Genomic DNA, 21620 nt, shown 5'->3' with positions numbered 1-21620 from the left:
GAAAGAAACCTTTTTTATGGGCTTGGGTGATGCCGCGCGCGATATTTTTGGAACTGGCATTGAGATAAATCGAATTGCGATCCGTTGCGAGTGATGCAATAAAATTGCATTTCCATCGTCCGAATCGCTAGGACCTCAGCTCTGTCATCCAATCTAGTTGCGAAGGCCGATGCTCCTCGGAAGGAAATAGGCTTGACTGAGGCCAGTCTCGCAGCGAATGCATGTAAACAAGCAAGTCCTGAAACTGTTGAGGCGTAAGGCTTGTGTCGCCTCCGATATCAAGCTGATCTCGGTGCCGGTCACGCATCCATGCCACTGCATTGAGCGCCCCGTCTCGCCAGCTTCGTTCGCGCGCGACGATTTGATCCTCGGTCAACTCCACCGGGTCAGCCGCAACAGGAAAACCACCGTCGCCGGCGACGATGCGCTTACCTTCTTTATGCTGTGCGATAAGCTCGGCGTGTCGCTCTGCAGTGATTTCGACTACATCAGAAGGGACTACTTTGTGAACTTTGAGCAAATAGAAGCCGCCAGTACCTGGGCTATAGAGCATGATCAATATCCGATGGCGAAATAGTTGATGTAGGAGTTCGGGACGCTCATTGCGGTGTATGCGTCTTGTCGGTTGGCTTTGAACCCGACCAAGGTCTGGTCTCCGATTTGCGGCACGATGCTGTTATCTGTCCGTGTACCGACATACCCCCAACTGACTTGCAGTGTTCTGACAGCATTCGGAAACGCGATCGGGAACGTGACGTCGTGTGCAATATCGGCGACCGGGGTCGCGACGGTGCCCCACTGAAAAATCAAACCGCCAAGCCAGGACGGAAAAACTACGTAGCTGTTCGACCAGATGAACCCAGCGCGTAGCCGTGTTCCCAGCGTAACTGGGGTCACGAATGTATCAGTCTCGACAGCAGCGTCGACAGCGACCTGGGTAGCAACCCGGGCGAGGCCGGCAACACTCGTTGTCGCGGCCAACTTGTCGGCTTTCGCGCTGATCTCTGGTCCGCCGGCAAGCAGCACCGCGATCCCGTTCCAGAATGGCTTTCCAGACGAGTTCATGCCGAGTGATGCCTCGGCCACGCCGCCCCAGTGAAAGAGAATTCTGGGCGCATAGGCATAATCGGTCTTCGTCCCGCCAACGAGCTGTACTTCGCGAATCATCAGCGCGCCACCAGTGCCCGCCCCAGCTTCTCCACCCAAGGTGTCGGTGTACAGCGTCGGCCTCTGGCTACTCGGCGGCCCCACTTTCAACGCATCCGTGATCCCATAACCGGTCAGAGTCGTTGCCTTGTCGGCCTTGTTGGCCACCAGGTTGTCGGCCTGTGCCTTGGTGTAAGCGTCCGTGATCCCATAACCGGCCAGAGTCGTTGCCTTGTCTGCCTTGTTGACCACCAGGTTGTCGGCTTGTGCCTTGGTGTAAGCGTCCGCGATCCCGTAGCCGGCCAGGGTCGTTGCCTTGTCGGCCTTGTTGGCCACCAGATTGTCGGCCTGTGCCTTGGTGTAAGCGTCCGCGATCCCGTAGCCGGCCAGGGTCGTTGCCTTGTCGGCTTTGTTGGCCACCAGGTTGTCGGCCTGTGCCTTGGTGTAAGCGTCCGCGATCCCGTAGCCGGCCAAGGTCGTTGCCTTATCTGCCTTTGCGTTGATCTCAGCTCCGCCAGCAAGCAACATCGCGATCCCGTTCCAGAATGGCTTTCCAGACGAGTTCATGCCAAGTGATGCCTCGGCCACACCGCCCCAGTGAAAGAGAATCCTGGGCGCATACGAATAGTCAGTCACTGCTGATCCGGCAAGTTGCACTTCGCGGATCATTAGCGAGCCGCCAGTGCCGGAACCTGACTCACCACCTGTGGTGTCCGTGTAGAGCTGGGGCCGCTGCTTGCTCGGCGAGCCGACAATGAGACCATCCGTTATTCCATGACCGCCCAGCGTGGTCGGGTTGCTTCCACCTACAACAACACCTTTGGCGTTTATGGATACTTTTGTATATGTCCCAGCCCCCGCTGCACTGTCTGTCAGCGTTAGGTTAATCTCGGTATCAGCACTGCCATCGTAAACTCCACTACCGGTTGCCGCGCCCTTGAAACGCAACGTCCTTGCTGTTTCCAAGCGTTTGGCTTTCTCAACGCTCGCCACACCGTCCACAACACGTTGAATGAGGTTACGCAGCCAGCGCGTGCGGCTCGCTAGCTGCTTCGCCTGCAAGTTGTCGATACCATCAGGCCCTCCAAGCACCGGGTCAGACGTCTCCAACTGGTAAACACCTGGTGCCCACTCATCCTGCTCTGGCAAATCAGCCATCAGCTACTCCCTCTGTTGTATTGACCATTGCGCCGAGCAGCTCCGTTGTGACGGATAGCCACTGCGCTGTAATCCAGTGAAATCAGGCGGCATCGAGCAGGTGCGACAGAAAGCAGCAGCCGACGAATCAAGGAGCCCTGGTCAGCGGTGATGGGGCGCTTCAGGAGCACGCGATAGCACGGCCAAGAGCTGGGATCTCCATGGACGTGATCGCCGTCTCGGCGGATCGTGCCATCCCGGACCTGCCCACTGAGCCCTTCCTGCAAAGTGACATCGCCGAATCCTAGTAGTCGGATAACCTCTCGAATCGCCCACGGCGTGCCCTTGTAACGGTGAAGCTCGGCGGCGCTCTTGATCAGGCTTCGGCGCGCATCAGCAGACTCGGCAAGCAACCAGGCCGCTTCATCGAGCAAGGAAAACTGATCGGCCAAGAACGGCAGAAGGCTCGGTTTGAGCAGGTCAACCAGGTACACGAGCATCGCGTTGGTATCGAGTTCGGCCATGCTCTCGCCGAGCAGCTCAGCCAACAGCGCGAAGCGCTCGTCGCCGGCCAGTGCAGGAGGTAGCTGTTGCTCAGCCATAAGCGACACCGTTCGGGATCAGCTCGATGGTCGTGCAGTTGGCCCATTCGTTTCCCTGAAGCTCACGTAGCTCGCTGGGCAGTTCTAGTTCTGCCCTGTAGATCCCCGTGACCTGCAAAGCTGCCGTCAACTGTTCACGCACCAGGTCAAGCCCAAGCTTTGTCCGACGCTCGGCGGCATAGCCCTCGGCGGCCTGCTTGGCAGCCGCAAGGCTATCGGCTTGTTCAGCATTGGCGTAGAAGGTCAGCCGGGCCTTGATGGCGTAAGTAACTTCGGTGGGTGCCAATACATGCACGGTGTCGCACAGGGGGCGGACCTTTTCCGCGCTCAGCCGCGCTTTCACCTGGTCAAGAATGGATTCGGACGGCAAGCCGGTGAGGGTCAGCGGATAGAGCGCGACATGGCCATCTAGCTGGCCCTCGTCCGGGCCATGCACGGCCACGTCAATGATCGACTGATGCACTGCAAGCGCGTGGTAGCGGTAAGCACCTCGGCTGCCTGCGTTGCTGAACGCCTCGGGGGCCAGAATGATGCGCTCGCGGTAGCGATCATCACCTTCGTCCTCGATGCCGTCAGCCGTCTCGGTGATGTTCGTGGCCACCAGACCCGCCAAGGGGCTGTTGCTGATCACGCTGATCTGACCCGCCGCCCAACCGTTGCCTTGGACGCCTGCCGTAAGGCAGGTGGCATTCACGGCCACCGATAGCTGGCCAGGCGCGATGAGTACATCTTGGTCGGTGGTAAAGGTCAGCTTCCCATCTTGGGTGTTGACGCGGGTGCCGGCACTGATGAGCAACGCAACGGAGCGAACCGTAGACATGGTGAAGCGCAATTGGCACCGGGCAGGCTGTGCCAGCAGCCGTGGCGTTGCCACCAGTTCGCCCAGGTAGTCAAGAATCGGCCCGGTGGAGAAGCGCACCAGCAGTTGCTCGCCTGCGTTCTGGATCGACATGTCCAGGCGCGAGCGGGTGTAGGCGATCAGGTCGATGAACAGGCGCTCGATCTGGGCGGGATATAGGGTCTTGCCAGACTTCGCCTCATAGCGTGCAATCAGGTCGGCTTCCACGCCCGCTGGATCGATCTTGACGAACTCGGGCTTAGGCAGATCGCGCATAGGGCACCTCGGTCATCTGGACGATACCGTCAGCAACCCGCCAAACAGTGCGGAGAATGATGCGTTCGGCATCAAGCTGGACTTCGACACGGACAACGGACACGCGGGTTTCCCAGCGCCTGATCGCTTCTATGGTTTCGCGCACCAGGTACGGGGTGACCTGGTGGGCTGGCCAGTCGAGGTAGAGGTGCAGGTCGCTACCGAATTCTGGGCGGTGCGAATCGCTGCCCTTCGGCGTTACAAGGATGATGCGGATGGCTTGATCGATGTCGCGCAGGCCTTGAACAACCTCACCGGACGTACCGAGGGCGGGTTGCCAGTGGGCGGCGGTGATGCTTGTGTAGGGAGTTGGCGTAGTCATGCGCCAATGATGAGAAAGCCAGGCCAGCCCGGCTTTTAATCGGGTTTAAAGAGTGCTCGACTAATGAGAGTGATGGTTCGAATTTCCACCAGCATCCATGACAGTACCTGTTGCACTGATATCGCCATTGACCTGCAGGTTACCGTCCAACGTGACTTGGGATACCTTTAGGTTGACAGCGGGAGCCTTCACGATCACAGGTTCGCCAGTCTGAAGCGTTACGCCGCGAGCGCAACTCACCACTAGTTCGCCCACATTCTCCACGCTCATCACCCCAGCAGCCTGGTTATAGCTCACTACAGTGCCATCGCGATAGCGCACGTAGTCAGTGTCTTCATCGTCTACTGGCGGCGGCTCAGCGGTTGAGTAAACGCCGCCCAGGCAGACCCCACCAACACCGTCATCATCCAGCAACACCGCCACCTGCTCGCCGATCTCCGGCATCAACGGACGCCGCTTGGTCCCTTGCGAGTTGCGCTGCGGAACGTTGAGCCAATAGCTCTCGACACCATCGCGGTCATCCAGGCGCACCCGGATGCGGCACGTCAAATAGTCCACCGCACTGACCTCGCCGTACTCCAACGCCACACTCATGCGACAACATCCGGCTGCGGCCCGTAGGTGGAGAGCGCAAGGTCCGGCTGTATGTTTTGTTGCGTCATGGAGATCGAGGGCGCTGCGACCCTGCAGGCTTCCTGGTCGACTGTATAGCCACCGCTGCGCGTGATCCGGTGATGGGCAGCGGTGATCAAGTAGTCGCCACCCAGTTTTCCTGCAGCTCGCAGTGTCACGACGTTGCCGCTGACCAGTTCAGGCCGGCCCATGGCTGTCCAGCCGCCAGTCGTGCGCTCCCTGTTTGCTTTCGCCAGGTCGGCCTTGGCCTTGGCTTTTGCTATCTCTTCAGACGCTGCACGCTTGCGCTGTTTCTTTGTGTCTGCGCTGGTTGTGGCTTTGCTGGAGCTGCTGGGCACAGCCACCGTTTCGCCGTTCACGATGTCATATGAAATCAGCTTTTTCTGAGCGGGCTCCTTGTGCTTGACCACGACCTTCTGCGGCACGACGGTGATTTGGTCGCGCAGGCGCACACTGGCGAGGTCTGTCAGTGCCAGGGTGGCTACCGGCTTGCCCTTAGCCAGATCGCTGATTGAATGAAACACCATGCGCTTGCCGGTGACTTTGAACGCGTAGTCGTACTCGCCTGCAAGGTTGCGCAGGAAGGTCAAATCGGAGTCTTGCTGCGTGAGGCGGTCGAGCTTGATCGGCTCGATGCGCCCCACCAATTCCATACCCTGCCGCGCCGCGATCTGCTTTGCCACGGCATCAAGCGTGGTGTTCTCGTATGCACGGTGCTCAGTTGTACGCAGTGCGGACTGGATGCCAGCGCCGAGGGCGCGAATGTTGACGGTTGAAGGCGGTGCATTCAGCTCAACCTCGTCAATTTCGAAGTTGCCCAGGGTGCGCAAGGGCTTGCCCTGCCATCCCATCGACAGAGTAAGCAGGTCGCCATGGCCTGGATACCATGCATCGGACCATTTGCCTTCGGTGTCTTCCAGTTCGACGTCAAGGCTGTCGGCCTGGCCAGTCAGATAGTCGGAGTACGTCAGGGACAACAGGTGCTGACTGATATCGTGCGTGATGTTGCGGTGCTGATAGCTCAGTACGAAGCGAGCCTCAGGCACCTGGTTCGGTGTCAGCGCATCCACGGCGGGAGATCCTCTGTAGTCGGTTGTTGCTCAAGCATTGGAATGGCAAGGGTCAGCCCGGCAGGCAATGCAGCGGTGAGCGGCACATGTGGGTTCGCCTGGGCAATTGGCTGGTAGCGGTGGGCATCACCGTAGTACCTCCAGGCCAGCGAGTCCCAGCGCTCTCCTTCGGTTGTCACATGCAGAATGAACATGATCAGGCTTTCCTGGTGATGACTTGCGCGGCCAGTCCGGCCAGGCGCGTGCCTGCGCTGTCCATTGTGGTCAGAGCTTGGCCAAGGGAGTCACGCGATGCCTCGAAACGTTCGACGATGTTTCCCAGATCGACCGGGTTCAGGCTGGAGCGTGCCCCCATGACACTGCCCAGTACGTCTTCGCCCATCCTGGCTAGGTCCGCGCCGTCCTTGAGCAAGCCCGCTGCCTCGGTCAGGCCTTCCAGCGGCCCAATAACCTGAGCCGTCACACCCAGCATTTGCGGCACTTGGTTGAGGATCATCAAGGCATTGCCAGCTTTCACCTGGTCATACAAGTTCTTGCCGGCCCGGAGAATGTTGGCAGCCGTTTTCGCGTGACCGATGACCATCTGCGTTGTTGACGGGGCAGGCATGAACTTCGACAGCAGGCCCGGCGAGCCCGCCGCCGCAGCGGGAGTGCCGCTCACGGCCGGGCCAATCAAAGCAGGCGGAGCGACAATCTTGCGTGTGAACGCTCCGGTGTACTCACGCAAGCTCAGTTGCACGGCAGCCGAGGCAAGCTGGCCGGTTGCTGACATTCGGTGATGAACCAGGCTCAAGTCGGTAACAACTTGCGGGCCGAGATAATCACCATTGCCGAGTACCAGGGCCAGCGGTAGATGCTTGGATTTGGCTTCCCGTAGCGCCTTCCAGCGCGCCTCAGGATCTCCGAGCTGCGGACGAAGCTCGATGCTCAAGGTGATCTCATCGAGCCCTTCACCAATCCACTCCAGCAGAGGCTTTCCTTTTATACGCGCGTGCTCTGCCCATTCTGCTGCTGATCGCAACTCCATCCCAACAATGCCACCGGAAACGGTGAATTCAATGTCACCCAAGATCGCAAACATCAGGCAGACCCTCCCGCAGGACCATAGCTACGGCGACGTTGGTCGTGCTGGAAGCGCTCCATGAACCTAAGGAATTCGTCATAGCCGCTTCTTAAGGCCTGCTCAATCTGCGGTGGTTGAGCACCTGCAGGAAGCTCAATCTTCGGCGAGTAGTGAACGACCATGGTGCTTTCGCCTTGGGCATCGGCTGCACCAGGAGCCATTCGGCTTGCGAGAGACACCGCCTCAGGGCGGGGTGGCGGGCGCGGCGTCCCTTGGGCTGCGTTAGATTCGGGTAGCACTGTTGACTGTTGCCGGACGAACTCAAACTGTAGTGAACGCAGCAACGGTTCAGGGGCGTCGGGGCCAGGCATCAAAGGCATTACAGGCGAAAGCAATTTCGGCGCTGCCAGTTCAACACCGGTTGCTCCAGACAGCCCGAGCGCTGCTTGTCGAACCACCCCCTCCTGACTGGTGATCCCGATAGCCGCGCCTTCGCTGATGTTCGCCCCGTAACCGATGAAAACACGGCTGGGTGACTGGATGCCCAGTGTCTCGGTGAACCAGGTCTTGATAGAAGTACCGACGGCGATAACAGACTCTTTGGCAGCATCGAGCGCATTGCCGATCCCGCTGACCAGGCCGGAGATAATCATGCCGCCGAAGTCGGTGAACTTCGCCGGCAACTCGACTCCGAAGTAATCAAGCACCCCGGCAAACGCGCGGTAGAACAGGCCTACGGGAGAGAAGTTTGCGATCAGCGCAGCAATACTGCCGATGCCACCTTCAAACGCTTTGGGAATCTCACCAATGAACTCAAGCAGCCACCGTGCCGGCGTAAACAATGCCGAGATCACACCTCCAACGGCTAGACCGAAATTCATGCCGGATGTCGTCGCCTGGCCAAGTTCATCAGATGTCAGTTTGATCGGCGCGAACAGCTCGCGGAACCAACCGATCATGGGTTCGATCATCTGCCCGATAGCGGAGAACAAGGGTGCCAAGGATGAAAACGCAGCAGAAAAAGCATCGCCAATCGGTTTAAGACCCTCCACCAACCCGGTGAAGAAGCCAGACGAAAAGGCGCTGATCTGATCCCAGTGCTTGTAAACAAGGAATGAGGCAACTGCCAACGCAGCGAATGCGGCGATGATCCAACCGATAGGCGTGGCGGCCAGCACAGTGCCGAATAGCCCGGTTACATAGGTCAGCCCTGGAATAACTCCGGCAAGATTTCTGATACCCGCGATGAACGGTGCCAGGCGCGCAGCGATTAACGCCCTGTTGAACAATGCCATTCTGCCCGAAGCCAGCGATAGCGCCGTACCAATGCCATTAAGTGCGGTCGCACCGAGGTTTACGCCGTATCGGATGCCGATGAAACCGAGCTTCAACGCTACAAGCCCGGCCACAAACTTGATCGCACCACCGACAAGTTCCGAATGCTCTTCGGACCACTCAGAGAAAGTTTGAACCATCGGCACAACCCGTTGCGTTAGGTCGACGATGGCTGGCAGAACAATGGTGCCGACTGTAATGCCGAGGTCCGTCATTCCGATGTTCAGCGCTTTGAGTTGCTCCTTTGCGCTGCCCATTCGCTTTTTCCAATCGGAATCCTGCACACCTTTATCAGCAGCATCCTTGCTGCCCCGCTGAATGCTTGCCGTCTCATTCTGGTTGGCAAGTGCAGGACGAACAAATGCCAGCACTTCTTGGTCACCAAATAGCGCACTTAACTTGTAGGCTTCATCAAGCCGAGCCAGAGCAGTTTGACGCTCCTTGTCGTCTTTGATGTCTAGCGCCTTTTTGTATTTATCTGCCGCCGCTGGTGCATCGCTGCCGAGATACTTTGTGATTATTTTAATCATCGCCTCAGCAGGCGAAAGCCCTCGACTTACCAGGTTTTTCATTGCGCTTTCGAGATCTATGCCTGCGTCCTTGAATGCTTTTGTGGTAGCAGGCGCGGTCAACTTGTTCATAAAGTTCATGAAGTTGTTCGCAGCTTCGTCGTTGCTACCTGCGCCTTTGCGCGCAATCTGCAAGGACGCTCCGATCTCGGCCACCGCCCGCTCTCCGGTAATCCCCAGGGCAGCAAATTGTGGTGTCAGTTTTGGCAACCACTTAGCCATGTCCGCGAGTTCAAACTGACCACTTTTACCTGCGTAGGCCAGCATGTTCATCGACCGTTCAAAGCCGGTAGACGTGATGCCCAAGTTGTCGTTCAGCGCGATTGCTACTGCGCCGAGATCGTCCATTGATGCCCGAGTCGCGGTGGCTGACTTCGCCATGATTGGCGCATAGGCTTCCAGCTCTTTGACGTTAGAGATGTTCCCCGCAATGAGCACCCCAACGCCCTTGCCAACCTCCATTTGAGTCTGGTTCCACTGCAGCGCAGCGCCGCGCATTACATCGCTGAGGCCCTTTTCCTTTTTCTCGTCAAAGTCTCCGGTGATCGCGATGTCGCGCACCAGATCTTGAAAATCAACCGCGATATCGACTGCCTTGGCAACTGGCGCCGCGACTACGGCGGCTGTCCCTGCCGTTTCCATTGCCTCGCCGCGAAGCTCGGCACGTTCGTTTTTCAGGGTTTCAGAGCGTGCGATGCTGAGGTTGAGCCGCTCCTGTTTGGATCTGAGCTGATCAATTGCTCGACCGACTTGATCATACTCACGGCGAAGGCGTCCGATGCCCGATCCACCGCGAGCAATCGAGTCCGAAAGCTCTGAGCCGATTCGCTTCTGCTTTGCAGTGAGCCCGTCAGTTGCCCGCCCAAGCTGCTGCACCACGGACTTTGCTGAGCCAAAGGCGGCATTCAGCGTGCCTGATACAGCAGCCCCGATCTTCAATCCAACAAGGATTTCGTTTGCCATGATTCGCTACGCTGCCGGAGTTTGAAAAGGCACCGGGAGCTATACAGCTCCCGGTCGGGTGATCAATGGCGCATGTTTTCGGCGGCTTCGATGCGGCGGTTGATTTCCCGCTCGCACACGTCACACCAGCGCCAGTACTCAGCCATTGTCAGCCGGCGAATCTCCGATGGCTGCATCCTCAACACGAGCAGCAGTGCTTCGTCCCAGGATTTCAGCGATGTCTCCGCCATCAGCGATTCCCCGAAACACCTCGGTCACTACCTTGGCATCGGCGATGTCGAGTTCCCCAATGTCCTCCATGGTCAGGCCGGTCATCCTGGCGAAAATGAAGTCCTCCTGGGCCACTTCGCCTTTGGCGAAGGAATGGGCAGCCGCCAAGTCTTTACGCTTGAGGCGTTTGATAGGCAGCGTGGTGATCAATTCACCAGCAGCATTAGTGAAGGGGAATTTGAGTGTAATGCTGAGAGGGGCGGCCATTTGATGCTCCAGGTTGATCGGTCTGATCGGTTGCTCTGAAAGAGCCCTGAGCATCACACCTGGTCGCGGTGCTGACTTTTAATCGGGTTTAAAGAGCAAGCCCCGCATTTTCGCGGGGCTTGCATTGCCATCCTGGCAGCTTCATCCATGAAGCGTTTCCTGACTACGCTTGCCCAATATTTTTTCTGTACTTGGCCAGTTGATCCTGTCCGCCGACTTTGAAGATGTTGGACAGGTAGTCCAGCAACACCACCTCGCTGCCATTGAGCACCTGGCGCACGTAGATCGCCGAGAACGGCGATTCGAACTTGGTCGGGTCGCGAGGTTTGTAGCTCCCCAGTTGGTACTCTTTGAACATCACGGTCATCAGGGTGACCAGCGGCATTTCGTCAACCAGGCCGGCACTGTTGAACACTTGGACGTTCGACCGGCACTGCAACTGCACCGTCTTGAACGGCGTAGCGAAGCGCTTTGCAGCGTCGTAGTACAGGCTATTCCAGACGATTTTTCCTTCGAGCTTGTCGATCCCGTCCGGCAGCTCGATCAGGCCGACCATTCCCAAGCCCTGAAAGTCGCTCATCACGGACTTGACCGTGCCGAGGTCGATTTCTTCGACACGCCCGAAGAAGCTGTTGCCGTCCAGGTAGACCGACGCATTGGTGATGCGATGTGCGCTGAACCCTGCCATTTAGGAGGCCCCCAGGTTGACCAGGTATTCCCCGGTGATTTCGGTTTCGAAGGTGCCCCGTTCGAACGGCAGCGGCACTGTGAGTTTGTAGTTGAACAGCATGTGCCCCAGCTCCAGCTCGGTCTGTGGGTTGCGGGCCGGGTCATACCAGCACTCGCCACCGATCAACGCCTGGTCACCGACCAGTTTGCGCATGAACTGGTTGACGCTCTCGGTGATGCTATCGATCAGTGCGTCAGTGATCGGCTGATCCACGAACTGCAGTGAGCTGAAGCGGATCGACTCGTCGATGATGTCTTTGGTCCGACGCACGTTTTCGAAGTTGCGCATGTGGGTCACTGTCGGCCAGGCCGCCGTGCGGTTGCCCCACAGACGTAGGCCCGTGCCGAACGAGTTGAACACGGTGGTGATGCCGTTCTCGTTGAGCAGGTTAACTTCGCTGCTGGCATCGTCGATGCGCGCCGTCAGTGGGCGCTCCAGACCGATCACCCCTAGCAGCTCCTTATTGGAGCTGCTCCACCAGTAGCCGTTGTCGTTATCAACCTTCGCCCGCAGGCCTGCTGCGCGGATCGACAGCGGCTGCAAGCGCTCACCACTTACGGCGTCATAGACCTTGACGTGCGGATAGCACAGGCGCACTCGGTCGCTGCTGGTATTGAAGTTGATAGCGCCGGCAGGGCCGCGCCCAGCGATGACCTGCTGCACCGTGGTGCCAATGGGCGCATCGATGTAGGTGACACCACCGACCTTGGTCGCCGAGGCGATCAGTTCGACGCTGACAGCGTTGAGCGTACTGAAACCCGGTGCGATGAAGATCTTCGGGAAAAAGCCAAACTCGTTGTAGCTGTCCTGGAAAGCCAGCAACCCGCTGCGCTGACCCGCCACCGAAACTGCACCGATGATGTCTGCTGGAGTGACTTTGGTAGGGTCGGCATAGGTGTAGTCGACCTTGACCTTCCCACTGACCGGGATTGCACCGGTACTGATGCGCGTGGTCAGGCCGCTGAGCATATCGACGGTGTAGTCAGTACCCAGGGCGTAAGAGGCACTGCCATCTTCGGACTTCAGCGTCAGGATCTGCAGAGCCCCATGATCCAACTGCAGGCGGTCGTTATCAGCGAACTGTCCAGCTACACCAGGAACGCTGGTGCGATGTACCGCCGGATCGAGCACGTTGTAGACCAGGACAGTGCCTGCGCCGAAGTCGTAGATGCCATCCAGCGCCTCTGGAATGCTGAAGCCTGGCAGGTGACCGCCAAACTGGGCGCCGTCAATGTCGTTGAGCGACAGCGTCAGCTTCTTCACCGGACCGGTAGGCGCAGTGCCGATCAACGCGATGACCGCCGATTTGACGACACGGATCGCGCGCGGCCCGCGTTCGACTTCGGTCGTTTCGATGCCATGCAGGTAGTTAGCTGCCATTGGTTTGACCTCCTTCGTCCTTCGCGCCAGTAGCTGGCTTGCCGGGTTTGGTGTTTACGGGTTCTGGCACAAGGTGGCGCAGCTCCAGGAGTACCTTGGTGTAGTCATTGTCGGCAGGAAGTTCGACCGGCTGGCCAGGTTGCAACTGCACATCGAGCAGTTTGCCGTCGACGCGCAGGCAAACCGCGCTTTGCGGGCCGGTGTAGCTGTAGCGTGTGAGTTTCATTGAAAGTCCTCATGTTCGAAGTCTGCGCTTGCGAGGAATGGACCAGCGCTCGGCACTACGACCTGCACCTGAGTAGCGCGCGTGCTGACGTCCAGGGCGTATTGCCACACGCCCTGGACGTGGCCGAGGAACTGTTCGGAGACGGGTTGGCATGGTCGATCACAGTGCGGGGGATACCAGCCGGCAAGATGCTCGCGGATGCGGTCCAGGTAACTGGTAACCCCGTCTTTGCCGTTGAGTTGCTTGAATACCAAGGTCAAACGGAAGACCAACTGACGCTCCTGGAAAACCGCATCTGTAGCTTCGGAGTCGCCGAACTTACTGCGACCGTATGCGACAAGGATCGCGCCTCGGGGGTGGTTCAGCCGGTAGTTCCCAGGCGCTTCAGGGAACAGCTCAACCGACAACTCCCCCTTGAAGTGCTCTTGCAGGCGAGCGAGCAAGGCGTCCTGCAGGAGAGCGGTTTGGGTTTTCGGGATCATCGGTAGCCACTCCAAACGTCGTCACCGAATTGCTGGCGGCGCGAGCGGACGCGGATCTCACCGGGCTCGGGAGCCGCCTGGCCTCCAGGCATACCGAGGGTGACGACGCCATCGCGAATGCTCTCCAGCAACTTGATGGTGTCTTTGCGGCTGTCCTTGACCGCGTCCGGCATCGAACCCTCTGGCCTGCGCTGATAGAGCCAATGCCTGGCCAACAGCACCACTGCATCCCGCAATACGGTTGGCACCGGGTCGAGCGGCAGGTCGTAGCGGCCACGCAGGTAACCATCCACCATTTCTTCGCCCTGGCGAATACCGTCCTCGATCACGCCTTCATCAGGCTCCTGGGCTGCAGGGTCATCATTCGAAAGCTGGATCAACGTCAGCTCCGGGATCGCCCGGCCAATGTCATTGCGGGTGCAGTAGCGCATGGTCAGATACCGCGCACGATGCGGATGATGTCACCCAACGCCGTGGCGGCGTCCATGGCAATGCCGTTGCTCTTGCCGGTGGTCAGCGTGACAGCACGGCCAGTGGCGTCGGACTCGACTTCGGCGCCCGCCGCGATAGCCCCGCCTGCAGAGACAAGGCAGATGCCCAGGACATCGACCGGAGCGACGTTACCGGCTTCGGTGTCCGCCGCAACCGAGCCCAGAGACTTGGCGCCTGCAGCGCACAGGCCGCCGTCCATGCCGGCGAAGCGATGACGTGGCAGATCGACCAGGGCCAGCAATGAGGTAGTGAGCACAGTCTGTTTGGTCTTCACTGGATACCTTCCTTCGGCTTGATGCAGCCGTTTTTCAGCAGAGGCAACGCCACGGCATCGAGCAGCAGAAGCTCGGCGCCCTCGGTGTACAACTGGCCATCGAGCAGCACATCACTTTGGGTAGTGACTTGGTAGCCGCGCGTTGCTGGCTCAGGTTCCGGCTCGGGCTCGGGGCCTTTGGTCGCACCACCGTTGGCCGAGGCTTGCTGATCAGTGGCGCCCGCTCCCGATGTATCAGAGGCCTGGGCCGTTTTCGGCACCTGGCCTTGGCCAGCCTCGGGTTTCTGTTCCTGGTCTTGGGGGGTGGATTTCGCAGCCATGTTTCACCTCAGCCGTTGATGTCGGAGATCAGGTAGCCGGCATCGGCGCCGACGACGACGGCCTTGTAGATGTCGGTGTTACGCACGAAGTGGAGCTTGCCGCCGGCCCCGTCGAAGGTGTCGATCTCCGGCATGCCCTTGCGGCGCAGGGTGTAACCGAAGCTCGGGTCTTCGTAGTTGGTCTGGGAGCCACCCTGTGGTTTGGCGACATAGGCCAGTTGCAGGGTGTCGGTCCAGATATCACCCACCGAGTTGGTGTTGGCGAGCGCCTCACCGATATGGATGTCGTTGATACCGAACAGCGCCTTGAGGTGCTCGACAGTGATCAGCTTGCGCTCGTTGCTGCCCAGCGCTTCCTGCAACTTCGGGTGGAACTTGAGCGATGCATAGGCCGATGCGCCCATGGTGATGGTGTTGGGGCGGACACCGATCCGGCTACGGATCACTTCCTTGCCGCGCTCGACATCCTGGATCGGATCGCCACCACCGTTGCTCCACTGGCTGTTTCCGGCCAGTGTCACCTTCGCGCCAGGCAGATAGGTGCCGGGGTTCTGCGCGAGTTTTGCGCAGGCGACTTCGCGACGGAGATCAATCACATCGACGACGCGACGCGAAGCGCGTGCCTGGGCGTCGAACATGGCTTCGGTCTGCTCGCGGTAGTCAACGGGGTAAGCGATGTCATGCTCACGCAGCACAACGTCCAGTTCGCCAACATCGTCTGGGTTCATGATGTTGGACTGTGCTCGAATCGCGCGCTCCGTGTCATACACCTCGAACGCTTCCTTGCCGAATAGCGGGATGATCCCGGCTTCCCTGTCCATGAATGCAACAGGGAACAAAGCCTCGCCGATGAACTGCGCGTTGCGGTAGCCGCGCGCCAAGTTCGTCAGTACCGGATCGACGATCCGAAGTTGCTTCAAACGGTCTGCCATGGTGGCTCCTGGGATCAGATGAGTTGGCGGATAGCCGACTCGTAAGGGATGTTTTTCTCAGCGGCCAGCGCGGTTGCACGTTGGTGCAGGTCGAGGCGGTCGGGGTCGGTGTTCTTCTCGGAAAACTCCAGGTCGGCCTTGACCGAGCCACCGCCGTGGCGCTCCTTGCTGGCACGTTCGGAAAAGTCGATCTGCTTGGGCAGGTCGCTGAAGATCGCCTTCAGACCTGTGGTGACCGGCTGTCGCTCGGCACCCTCGCCGAATTCCAGGGGCTTATCGCTCGACTCGGCGAAGTCGAGGGCTGCGATCAACGCCGGAGCATGCTTGGGCAACAGACGACCTTCACTGACCAGACCTTCGGCGAACGCGACATGGTTCTGATGGATACCGTCCAGGCGAGCTTTGCGGGTCTGCTCCTGGTGCTGCTTGACCTGGCCTTTGAGCCGGTCGTTTTCCGCCTGCATAGCGGCGATCTCTTCTGGCGTCACAGTGGATTCCTCGGGTGGTGGTGGTTCTGAAAAGGAGGGGTGCGGCTCATGCTCACGTGCTGCCTCGGCGAGACTGTTGATCTGCCAGTCCGGGATCACCTGGTCGGCGACCTCCAGGCCGCGATCACCGATCAGGAAGTCGCGCAGGCGGCGCCAGAGCGAGGCACTGGTCTCGTGACCGAAGTCGCCGAATTCGATGACACCTTCCTCACTGTCGGCCAGCTCGATGGGACGCAGGCCCTTCACCGCTGGCGGTTGCGCCCCGAGGAAGCCGACATGGCGCAGGTAGTACACGCCGGGCACGGGGTTGTTCGGTGAGTCCGGGTGATAGAAGGAGGCGGAGATTTTCTTGAAGCTGCCCTTGCTCACCAGTTCGGCGAATGCCGGATCAACCTGAGTAGGGGTGGCGACCAACCCTTCGGTACTGGCGCTGAGCGATTGAACCCAGCCCGCTGCCGGTGCGTCGTGCTTGGGGTGACCGATGACCAGGGGCGCCTCATGTCGAGCAGGGTCGTATGCCAGGACCGTGGCCGTAAGATCCGACTCGCTGAAGCTGAAACTGTCACCCGACGTAGCGACGTGCTTGCCAGGTTTAAAGATGTGCAGTGGTTTCATGAGCTGCGCGCTGCGTTGATGACGATGCGCACAGCCTGACCTGCCGTTGGCGGACTGACTTTTAATCGGGTTTAAAGAGTGCGGATGCGACTGGAATAGTCAGAGGCGGGAAACGCGGAGCGGGATAGCATTCAGACTTGGCTTTATAAAGCGCTGTAAAGCATTCGCCAGCGCTGTCAGGCCTTTGCAGGATGAACCGGAGCGCCCGAACCGTTTCGTCGCTCCTGTGGCCGCTACTGGCGGGCGGCCTTTTCCAGGTGCGCGAGGGCGAGATCAAGGATGGCTTCCTCGGCCTCAGGCTGCAGATCTCCCTCAGTGTTCATCGGCAGATAGGGACGACCTGGAATGTCACCCCACAGGTGCGGGAAGTCCGACTGTGTGCCACCGAACTGCATCATGGCGGCATAAGGCTTGTTGCTGCCCACCAGCGCCGAACTGTCCGTTGCTTGCGTAGTGATCGAGCTGGCCAAGCCTGCACCGCTGACCTGCAGGATCTGACCAGGCCAGTTGCCGTTCTTCTCGCGCCGCGCGGTTGTGACATCGGACAGGCTCTGCCACTCGGGACGCCCTTCCTCGTCAAAGTTTTCTTCTGTCTGACTCAGCAACTCTGCAGCGATGCCCCGCATCAGCGGTGCCAAGTCACCGACCGCCCATTCAACTTTACTCAGTGCAGCCTGCAGGCGCTGATGATCCAGTTCGACTGTGAACACTTCAAACCTCCTAGGCGGCTGCCTGTTTGCGTTTAAGCATGTCGCCCAGGCCAGCACCTGGTGCATGGTTGAATCCGGGATCCGTGCGGAAGGTGATCGCCTTGCCTGCGGCGTCCGTCGTTCGGATGCCTGTGACGGGGGCGGTGCGGATCTCACCGGTACGTTTGTCGATGCCGGTCTCCACCGTCTCGGTGAACAGGCGTCCTTCGCTCGACACGACTTTCAACCCTCGGCGCTTCACTGCGGCTTCGCTCAGCGCAACGACACGGCATCTGCAGTTGAACCCATTCGGCGGGAAGATCGCAGCCCAGATCGGGTCGTCGTGGCGGAACACTTGACCATTCAGCGCGCGGTGACTCGGTCGCGTCTTGCCATCCAGGATGGCCACGTACATCCAATACGGGTGCGTTTCGGTAGTTTGCTCCATCTCGGCCTTGCGCCCGGCCATATAGGCGCTTTGCAAGTTGGTCTGATAGATCGTCTTCAGTCTGCGCGGGCTCCCCAACTGGACCATCTCGCCAACGCCCTGGCTATCGACGATAACCTGCTTACCCCACCAGCCCTGCGCCTCCAGGACCGGCTGCAGATCCGCGATGAACTGCTTCAGGGTCTGACCTTCCTGCAACGCAGTTTCCAAGGCGCCGCGAATGTCCGACAGCAAGTCAAGGCGCATGGCCTTGGCAACCGTAAATGCCTGGTCATGTGCCTGGTCGAGCATTTCCTGCCAGTTCCAGGTGATGGCGTAACCCTTGGACTTCAGGTAGGCCACTGCGTTTTTCGGCTCAAGGCCAAAAATAGCCTTGAGGTCGGTCGGGCTCGGGGTCTTCATAGGGCGCGCCATCAGTCTTCACGGTCCGCATTGGCATTCAACCGGCCCCAGATGCCGGCCTGAAACATCAGGCGCGTGAGAGTCTCCTGCAGTGCTTGGTCGTCCATTGTTGGGTTGGCCTCGGCCAGCAGGCCAAGCGCCTCAGTGTCTGTGCGAGCGCGCAACAGGGCGTCAATCACAGGGGCTACAGCCTGCTCACCGTGCTCCTGGAGTAACTCGGCGGGAAGACTGTTGATCACCTGATCAAGCGCCACCTGGTCAAGAATGGGTTTCAAGGTTGACTCAGCAAACTCAGGCGACCCGGTCGGCTCTACTGGGGGAGCAAGGTCACCTTCCTGCAGGTTGTAGGTGCGCATCCAGTATTGCTGCGTGAACTTCACGCCCGAATCGGTGAGCGACTTGTCCCGCTCGGCCAAGGTCTTGTCGATCTGATCCTGTTCCCACAGCTCGTAGAGCGGTGCTGCAATGCTCTCACCGAAGTTGAGGTCGACGACCAGGCGTATGGCTGCGTTGAGGGTCGCCGCAACAATGCTGGCATCACCGTCGCGGATGTCCTCAGTCACATCAAGTCCGGCCATCGCACTGGCACGATTCGAGTTCGCCTCGGTGGTCTGGTTCTGCCCCAGCAGTGCGACGTTGATCTCGCTGCGGCAGTACATGAGCAGTTCACGATACACATCCGCACTGCCGGTCTTGCCTGCGGCTTCTTTTATTTCGACACTCGAATCATTGGGGATGACCGCAACGGCGTCCTGCACCATCTGCTCCAAACTGTCGAGCAGATCGTTGGTTTCCTTGGTCGAGGCGCCACGTGGATGCTTGCCGATCAGCCAAGGGCTGCCGTATTTCTCGGTGAACTGGACCCAGAACTTCATGCCGCCTTTCATGAACACTACAGGCCAAAAGCACATGGACATGTCGGCAAACCCATAGGGGTTGTTGTAGGTCGCGTCCTGCCGGGCCACGATGAAGCGCTGCGGGTCGCACAGTTCGCCCTGGATACCAGCGTCGCGAGCGCGGAAACGAAGCTGGTTATCTTGGTCGTACAGAAACCACTCGGCGGGCTTACCCAGCAAATCCTCGGGCACCAGGTGAAGGCCTACAGACTTCCACATCAGTTCCACCGGCTGGTAACCAAACAGCGCAGCATCGAGCAGCTCACGAATGATGCGGTCGAGATCGAGGTCGGCCAGCCAGTCCCGGACAAAGCGCTCAACCCGGACAGGTGCCTTGCCGCGCTTCAAGTCGCGTTCAAGGGCGAGCACCGATGACTTGCGGCGACGGATGTTGCCGCCGACGAGGGCGGAACTGCGCAGGTCACGGTAGACCTTGATGTCCTTGCCCTGGGCTTTGAGGATCGTGTCTGGGTTTGGCAGGTACATGCCCAGGGCCTGCGCATCGAAGCTGCGCCCACGGCTGGCAATGTGGTCGGTCAGACTCTTGTCGCGCCGTGCCTCGGCGAACGTGACGAACTCTGTGGGGCTGACCCACACGCCCTTGCTGCTCATGCGTACCCCTGAAAGATCTGTGATGCCGCACGACGGCGGCGGGATTTGACTTTGACCGGAGCAGACGCGCTGTCCAAGGTGGCGAAAGTGGCCAACACACCAGCTCCAGCGAAGTCGCCATGGCGGTACAGCTCCGGGTCCTTGAGGTCCTGCTGGCGGGCTTTGACGATCATCGGGATGCCATCCACGGTTTCGATTGCGCGGATGTCTTGTTGCAGCGAGTCGTCCTTGGGCAGTGTGATGGTGCCGTCTTCGAACAAACCAACGAAGCGCGGCATCCAGGCCCCATACCAAGCCCGCGACAGTTTCACCTGGTGAATGCGTTCATGGCCGAATTCATCGGCTGTGTCCTCGGCCAGCGTCTCGCCGTTGCCCGAGGCATCCAGGGCGGCGCTGATGAAGTTGGGAAGACCACGCAGAATGGCGAACAGCACTTGTTGCTGTTGCCGGGTCGGCACCTTGTGCATCTCGACCACGAACGGCACATCACGGTGACGCTGTTGGTCAACCGACATTGGGCAGATGATCGAGAAGTCGCGGTGGCGCGCGTAGTCCATGCCGAGATACCAGCGCAACTCAGGGTCGAGCTGCTGTAGCAAGGGCAACAGGTGCGGCTCCATCCAGGTCTCGATGAACGCTTCGCGTCGATAGACCGCCTGCAGGGTGAAACTCTCGTCCAGGGCGAGTCGGAGTACTTGCCGATCCGAACGCATAGCGTCTTCGATCCACACACCAGGTACGCACACACCGTTGCCGTCCCGAGGGATCGCGTCCAGCTCTTCGCGCATCTGTGCCTTGCGCGGACCGTATGCGTTGCGGATGCTTTTGTACCAGGCCTCCTTGCCCTCGGCGGTGGGCTCTTCGCCACGCATCATGCAGCGCCGCTCGTACAGGCCATTGGCAACGGCATCATCGAACGTCGCTTTGTAGACCACCGCGGCATCGCCGTAGCGGCCTTCCTGGATGTCCTTGATCATGCCGTTGAAGGCATTGGCCTTGCCGTTGTGAGTGCTGATGATCACGATGCGACCGCCCCAAATCAGCAGTGCTGTGGCGGCATCGAGCACCGCAGAGACGTTCCGGTGATAGGCCGCTTCGTCGATGATCACTTTGCCCTGCAGGCCGCGCAGGTTCGCCGGGTTGCTCGACAGCGCAACGATCTTGAAACCAGACGCGTAGCGGATGCGGTACGCATTGATCTGGCGGGTGTTGCCCGACTCGTCCTGGTCTTCGAACAGGAACTCTTCGATTTCGCTGACACCCGATGCCTGGGCCTCGGCGATGACGCGGGAGAATTTGGCGCAGTAGCCGATGAACTCCAGGCCCTTTTCCTTGGTGTCGCCGACGTAGAACACGTCCATGCCGCCCGCGCTCTTGCGGGACGCAGCGGTAATCACCGAATCCAGGGCTTCGGCGAATGTGATGCCGGTGCGGCGACCTTTCTCGCACAGCTTGATCTGCGCGTCGATGGCCAGCCAATCGGCCTGGTGCGACATCAGCAGGCCTTCGGTGATCGGGTTGTAGCCTTGAGGAATCGACCGTACGGAGTCCGGCAGTTCGTCCCATTCAACGACGCGCACGGTGCTGCTGCTGGGCTTCACTGCTGGGGTGCTCATACTTTTACACCGAGGAACTTCTGACGCCAGAACAAGGCTTGTTCTTCATCCATCCCGCCACTGCGGACTTCCTTGTCCAGCTCGGCGGCTTGTTCCTGCAAGAGGCGCTCGCGCGCAGCACGCTCGATGAACTGGCGCTCTTTTACACTCAGGGTCCGGGCTTCCATGGTCGCCTTGGCGGCACGGGCCAGGGCTGCCACTTCTTTGATAGTCACCTCATCTTTTTCGTGGGCGCCCATTGCGGCCTGGTAGGTCAAGGTCGAGACGGCTTCTACCAGCAGAGCGCCAGTCTTGTCGCTGGAGTCTTCGCCCAGTGCACCCACGAAAGCTTCGGCCTGCTCACGGTGCTGCCGGGCTTTCTCTGTGAGCTGCTCAAAGCCCACCTTGAAGCGCCCGAGCGCGCTGCGGCTGGGCACTTTTTCGTTTGGGAATCGGCTGCGCAGATCTTCAATCATCTCGTCGAGAGTCATCCGATCTTCACGCAGCAGTTTTTGCAGGTACGCCTTAACCACTGGGGGCAGGCGGCTGACCGACGATTTACCCGCCAT

25 protein-coding genes are annotated in these 21620 nt (G+C 59.5%); 1 reads left to right on the top strand and 24 read right to left on the bottom strand.

Annotation, left to right across the window (positions count from 1 at the left end):
- The first annotated feature begins 217 nt into the window (after positions 1–217).
- Positions 218–577 (top strand): hypothetical protein, encoded by a 360-nt coding sequence (locus tag DM374_RS34080; protein WP_110970261.1) that lies wholly within the window; start codon positions 218–220, stop codon positions 575–577.
- Here the strand turns inward: DM374_RS34080 and DM374_RS33465 are convergent.
- The 24 genes from DM374_RS33465 to DM374_RS13300 all read right to left on the bottom strand — a co-directional run bounded on the left by DM374_RS33465 (position 556) and on the right by DM374_RS13300 (position 21620).
- Positions 556–2304 carry a gp53-like domain-containing protein gene (locus DM374_RS33465; protein ID WP_177431552.1) on the bottom strand — a complete coding sequence of 583 codons (1749 nt, stop codon included), beginning with the start codon at positions 2302–2304 and terminating at the stop codon, positions 556–558. The genes DM374_RS34080 and DM374_RS33465 overlap by 22 nt on opposite strands.
- A complete protein-coding gene (locus DM374_RS13410) occupies positions 2304–2885 on the bottom strand; it encodes a phage tail protein (protein ID WP_110970260.1) in 582 nt (193 codons plus the stop codon). Before DM374_RS13410 ends, DM374_RS33465 begins: the two co-directional genes overlap by 1 nt.
- Positions 2878–3999: a baseplate assembly protein gene (locus DM374_RS13405; RefSeq protein ID WP_110970259.1), complete on the bottom strand. Its 1122-nt coding sequence runs from the start codon at positions 3997–3999 to the stop codon at positions 2878–2880. Before DM374_RS13405 ends, DM374_RS13410 begins: the two co-directional genes overlap by 8 nt.
- Positions 3983–4360 (bottom strand): GPW/gp25 family protein, encoded by a 378-nt coding sequence (locus DM374_RS13400; protein ID WP_110970258.1) that lies wholly within the window; start codon positions 4358–4360, stop codon positions 3983–3985. Before DM374_RS13400 ends, DM374_RS13405 begins: the two co-directional genes overlap by 17 nt.
- A gap of 60 nt (positions 4361–4420) precedes the next feature.
- A complete protein-coding gene (locus tag DM374_RS13395; protein ID WP_110970257.1) occupies positions 4421–4954 on the bottom strand; it encodes a phage baseplate assembly protein V in 534 nt (177 codons plus the stop codon).
- Positions 4951–6063, bottom strand: a complete 1113-nt coding sequence (locus DM374_RS13390) for a phage late control D family protein (RefSeq protein WP_110970256.1) — start codon at positions 6061–6063, stop codon at positions 4951–4953. The genes DM374_RS13395 and DM374_RS13390 overlap by 4 nt, the downstream gene beginning before the upstream one ends.
- On the bottom strand, positions 6051–6257 hold the full coding sequence (locus DM374_RS13385; protein WP_110970255.1) for a tail protein X: 207 nt from the start codon (positions 6255–6257) through the stop codon (positions 6051–6053). Before DM374_RS13385 ends, DM374_RS13390 begins: the two co-directional genes overlap by 13 nt.
- Positions 6258–6259: 2 nt before the next feature.
- Positions 6260–7144 carry a phage tail protein gene (locus DM374_RS13380; RefSeq protein WP_110970254.1) on the bottom strand — a complete coding sequence of 295 codons (885 nt, stop codon included), beginning with the start codon at positions 7142–7144 and terminating at the stop codon, positions 6260–6262.
- Complete coding sequence (locus DM374_RS13375; protein WP_110970253.1) at positions 7144–9993, bottom strand: phage tail tape measure protein; 2850 nt, start codon at positions 9991–9993, stop codon at positions 7144–7146. The genes DM374_RS13380 and DM374_RS13375 overlap by 1 nt, the downstream gene beginning before the upstream one ends.
- A gap of 138 nt (positions 9994–10131) precedes the next feature.
- Positions 10132–10470: a phage tail assembly protein gene (locus tag DM374_RS13370; protein WP_110970252.1), complete on the bottom strand. Its 339-nt coding sequence runs from the start codon at positions 10468–10470 to the stop codon at positions 10132–10134.
- Positions 10471–10633: 163 nt separating this feature from the next.
- On the bottom strand, positions 10634–11158 hold the full coding sequence (locus DM374_RS13365) for a phage major tail tube protein (RefSeq protein WP_110970251.1): 525 nt from the start codon (positions 11156–11158) through the stop codon (positions 10634–10636).
- The gene (locus DM374_RS13360) at positions 11159–12580 is read right to left on the bottom strand and encodes a phage tail sheath subtilisin-like domain-containing protein (RefSeq protein ID WP_110970250.1); all 1422 of its coding nucleotides are present in this window, start codon (positions 12578–12580) and stop codon (positions 11159–11161) included.
- Complete coding sequence (locus DM374_RS13355) at positions 12570–12806, bottom strand: hypothetical protein (RefSeq protein WP_110970249.1); 237 nt, start codon at positions 12804–12806, stop codon at positions 12570–12572. The genes DM374_RS13360 and DM374_RS13355 overlap by 11 nt, the downstream gene beginning before the upstream one ends.
- On the bottom strand, positions 12803–13288 hold the full coding sequence (locus DM374_RS13350; protein ID WP_110970248.1) for a Gp37 family protein: 486 nt from the start codon (positions 13286–13288) through the stop codon (positions 12803–12805). The genes DM374_RS13355 and DM374_RS13350 overlap by 4 nt, the downstream gene beginning before the upstream one ends.
- On the bottom strand, positions 13285–13719 hold the full coding sequence (locus DM374_RS13345) for a gp436 family protein (protein WP_110970247.1): 435 nt from the start codon (positions 13717–13719) through the stop codon (positions 13285–13287). The genes DM374_RS13350 and DM374_RS13345 overlap by 4 nt, the downstream gene beginning before the upstream one ends.
- A gap of 2 nt (positions 13720–13721) precedes the next feature.
- Entirely contained in the window at positions 13722–14054 is a 333-nt protein-coding gene (locus DM374_RS13340; protein WP_110970246.1) for a capsid cement protein, read from the bottom strand.
- A complete protein-coding gene (locus DM374_RS13335) occupies positions 14051–14374 on the bottom strand; it encodes a hypothetical protein (RefSeq protein ID WP_110970245.1) in 324 nt (107 codons plus the stop codon). Before DM374_RS13335 ends, DM374_RS13340 begins: the two co-directional genes overlap by 4 nt.
- An 8-nt stretch (positions 14375–14382) precedes the next feature.
- The gene (locus DM374_RS13330; protein WP_110970244.1) at positions 14383–15306 is read right to left on the bottom strand and encodes a major capsid protein; all 924 of its coding nucleotides are present in this window, start codon (positions 15304–15306) and stop codon (positions 14383–14385) included.
- A gap of 14 nt (positions 15307–15320) precedes the next feature.
- A complete protein-coding gene (locus tag DM374_RS13325; protein WP_110970243.1) occupies positions 15321–16409 on the bottom strand; it encodes a peptidase in 1089 nt (362 codons plus the stop codon).
- A 233-nt stretch (positions 16410–16642) separates the two neighbouring features.
- Entirely contained in the window at positions 16643–17119 is a 477-nt protein-coding gene (locus DM374_RS13320) for a phage virion morphogenesis protein (protein WP_110970242.1), read from the bottom strand.
- Between the two features lie 10 nt (positions 17120–17129).
- Positions 17130–17948 (bottom strand): phage head morphogenesis protein, encoded by an 819-nt coding sequence (locus DM374_RS13315; RefSeq protein WP_225422497.1) that lies wholly within the window; start codon positions 17946–17948, stop codon positions 17130–17132.
- A gap of 11 nt (positions 17949–17959) precedes the next feature.
- Entirely contained in the window at positions 17960–19456 is a 1497-nt protein-coding gene (locus DM374_RS13310) for a phage portal protein family protein (RefSeq protein WP_110970240.1), read from the bottom strand.
- Entirely contained in the window at positions 19453–21072 is a 1620-nt protein-coding gene (locus DM374_RS13305) for a hypothetical protein (RefSeq protein WP_110970239.1), read from the bottom strand. Before DM374_RS13305 ends, DM374_RS13310 begins: the two co-directional genes overlap by 4 nt.
- Complete coding sequence (locus DM374_RS13300; RefSeq protein WP_110970238.1) at positions 21069–21620, bottom strand: phage protein Gp27 family protein; 552 nt, start codon at positions 21618–21620, stop codon at positions 21069–21071. Before DM374_RS13300 ends, DM374_RS13305 begins: the two co-directional genes overlap by 4 nt.

The sequence above is a fragment of the Pseudomonas huaxiensis genome (assembly GCF_003231275.1).
GTDB lineage: Bacteria > Pseudomonadota > Gammaproteobacteria > Pseudomonadales > Pseudomonadaceae > Aquipseudomonas > Aquipseudomonas huaxiensis.
This window is presented reverse-complemented; position numbering and strand designations above follow the sequence as displayed.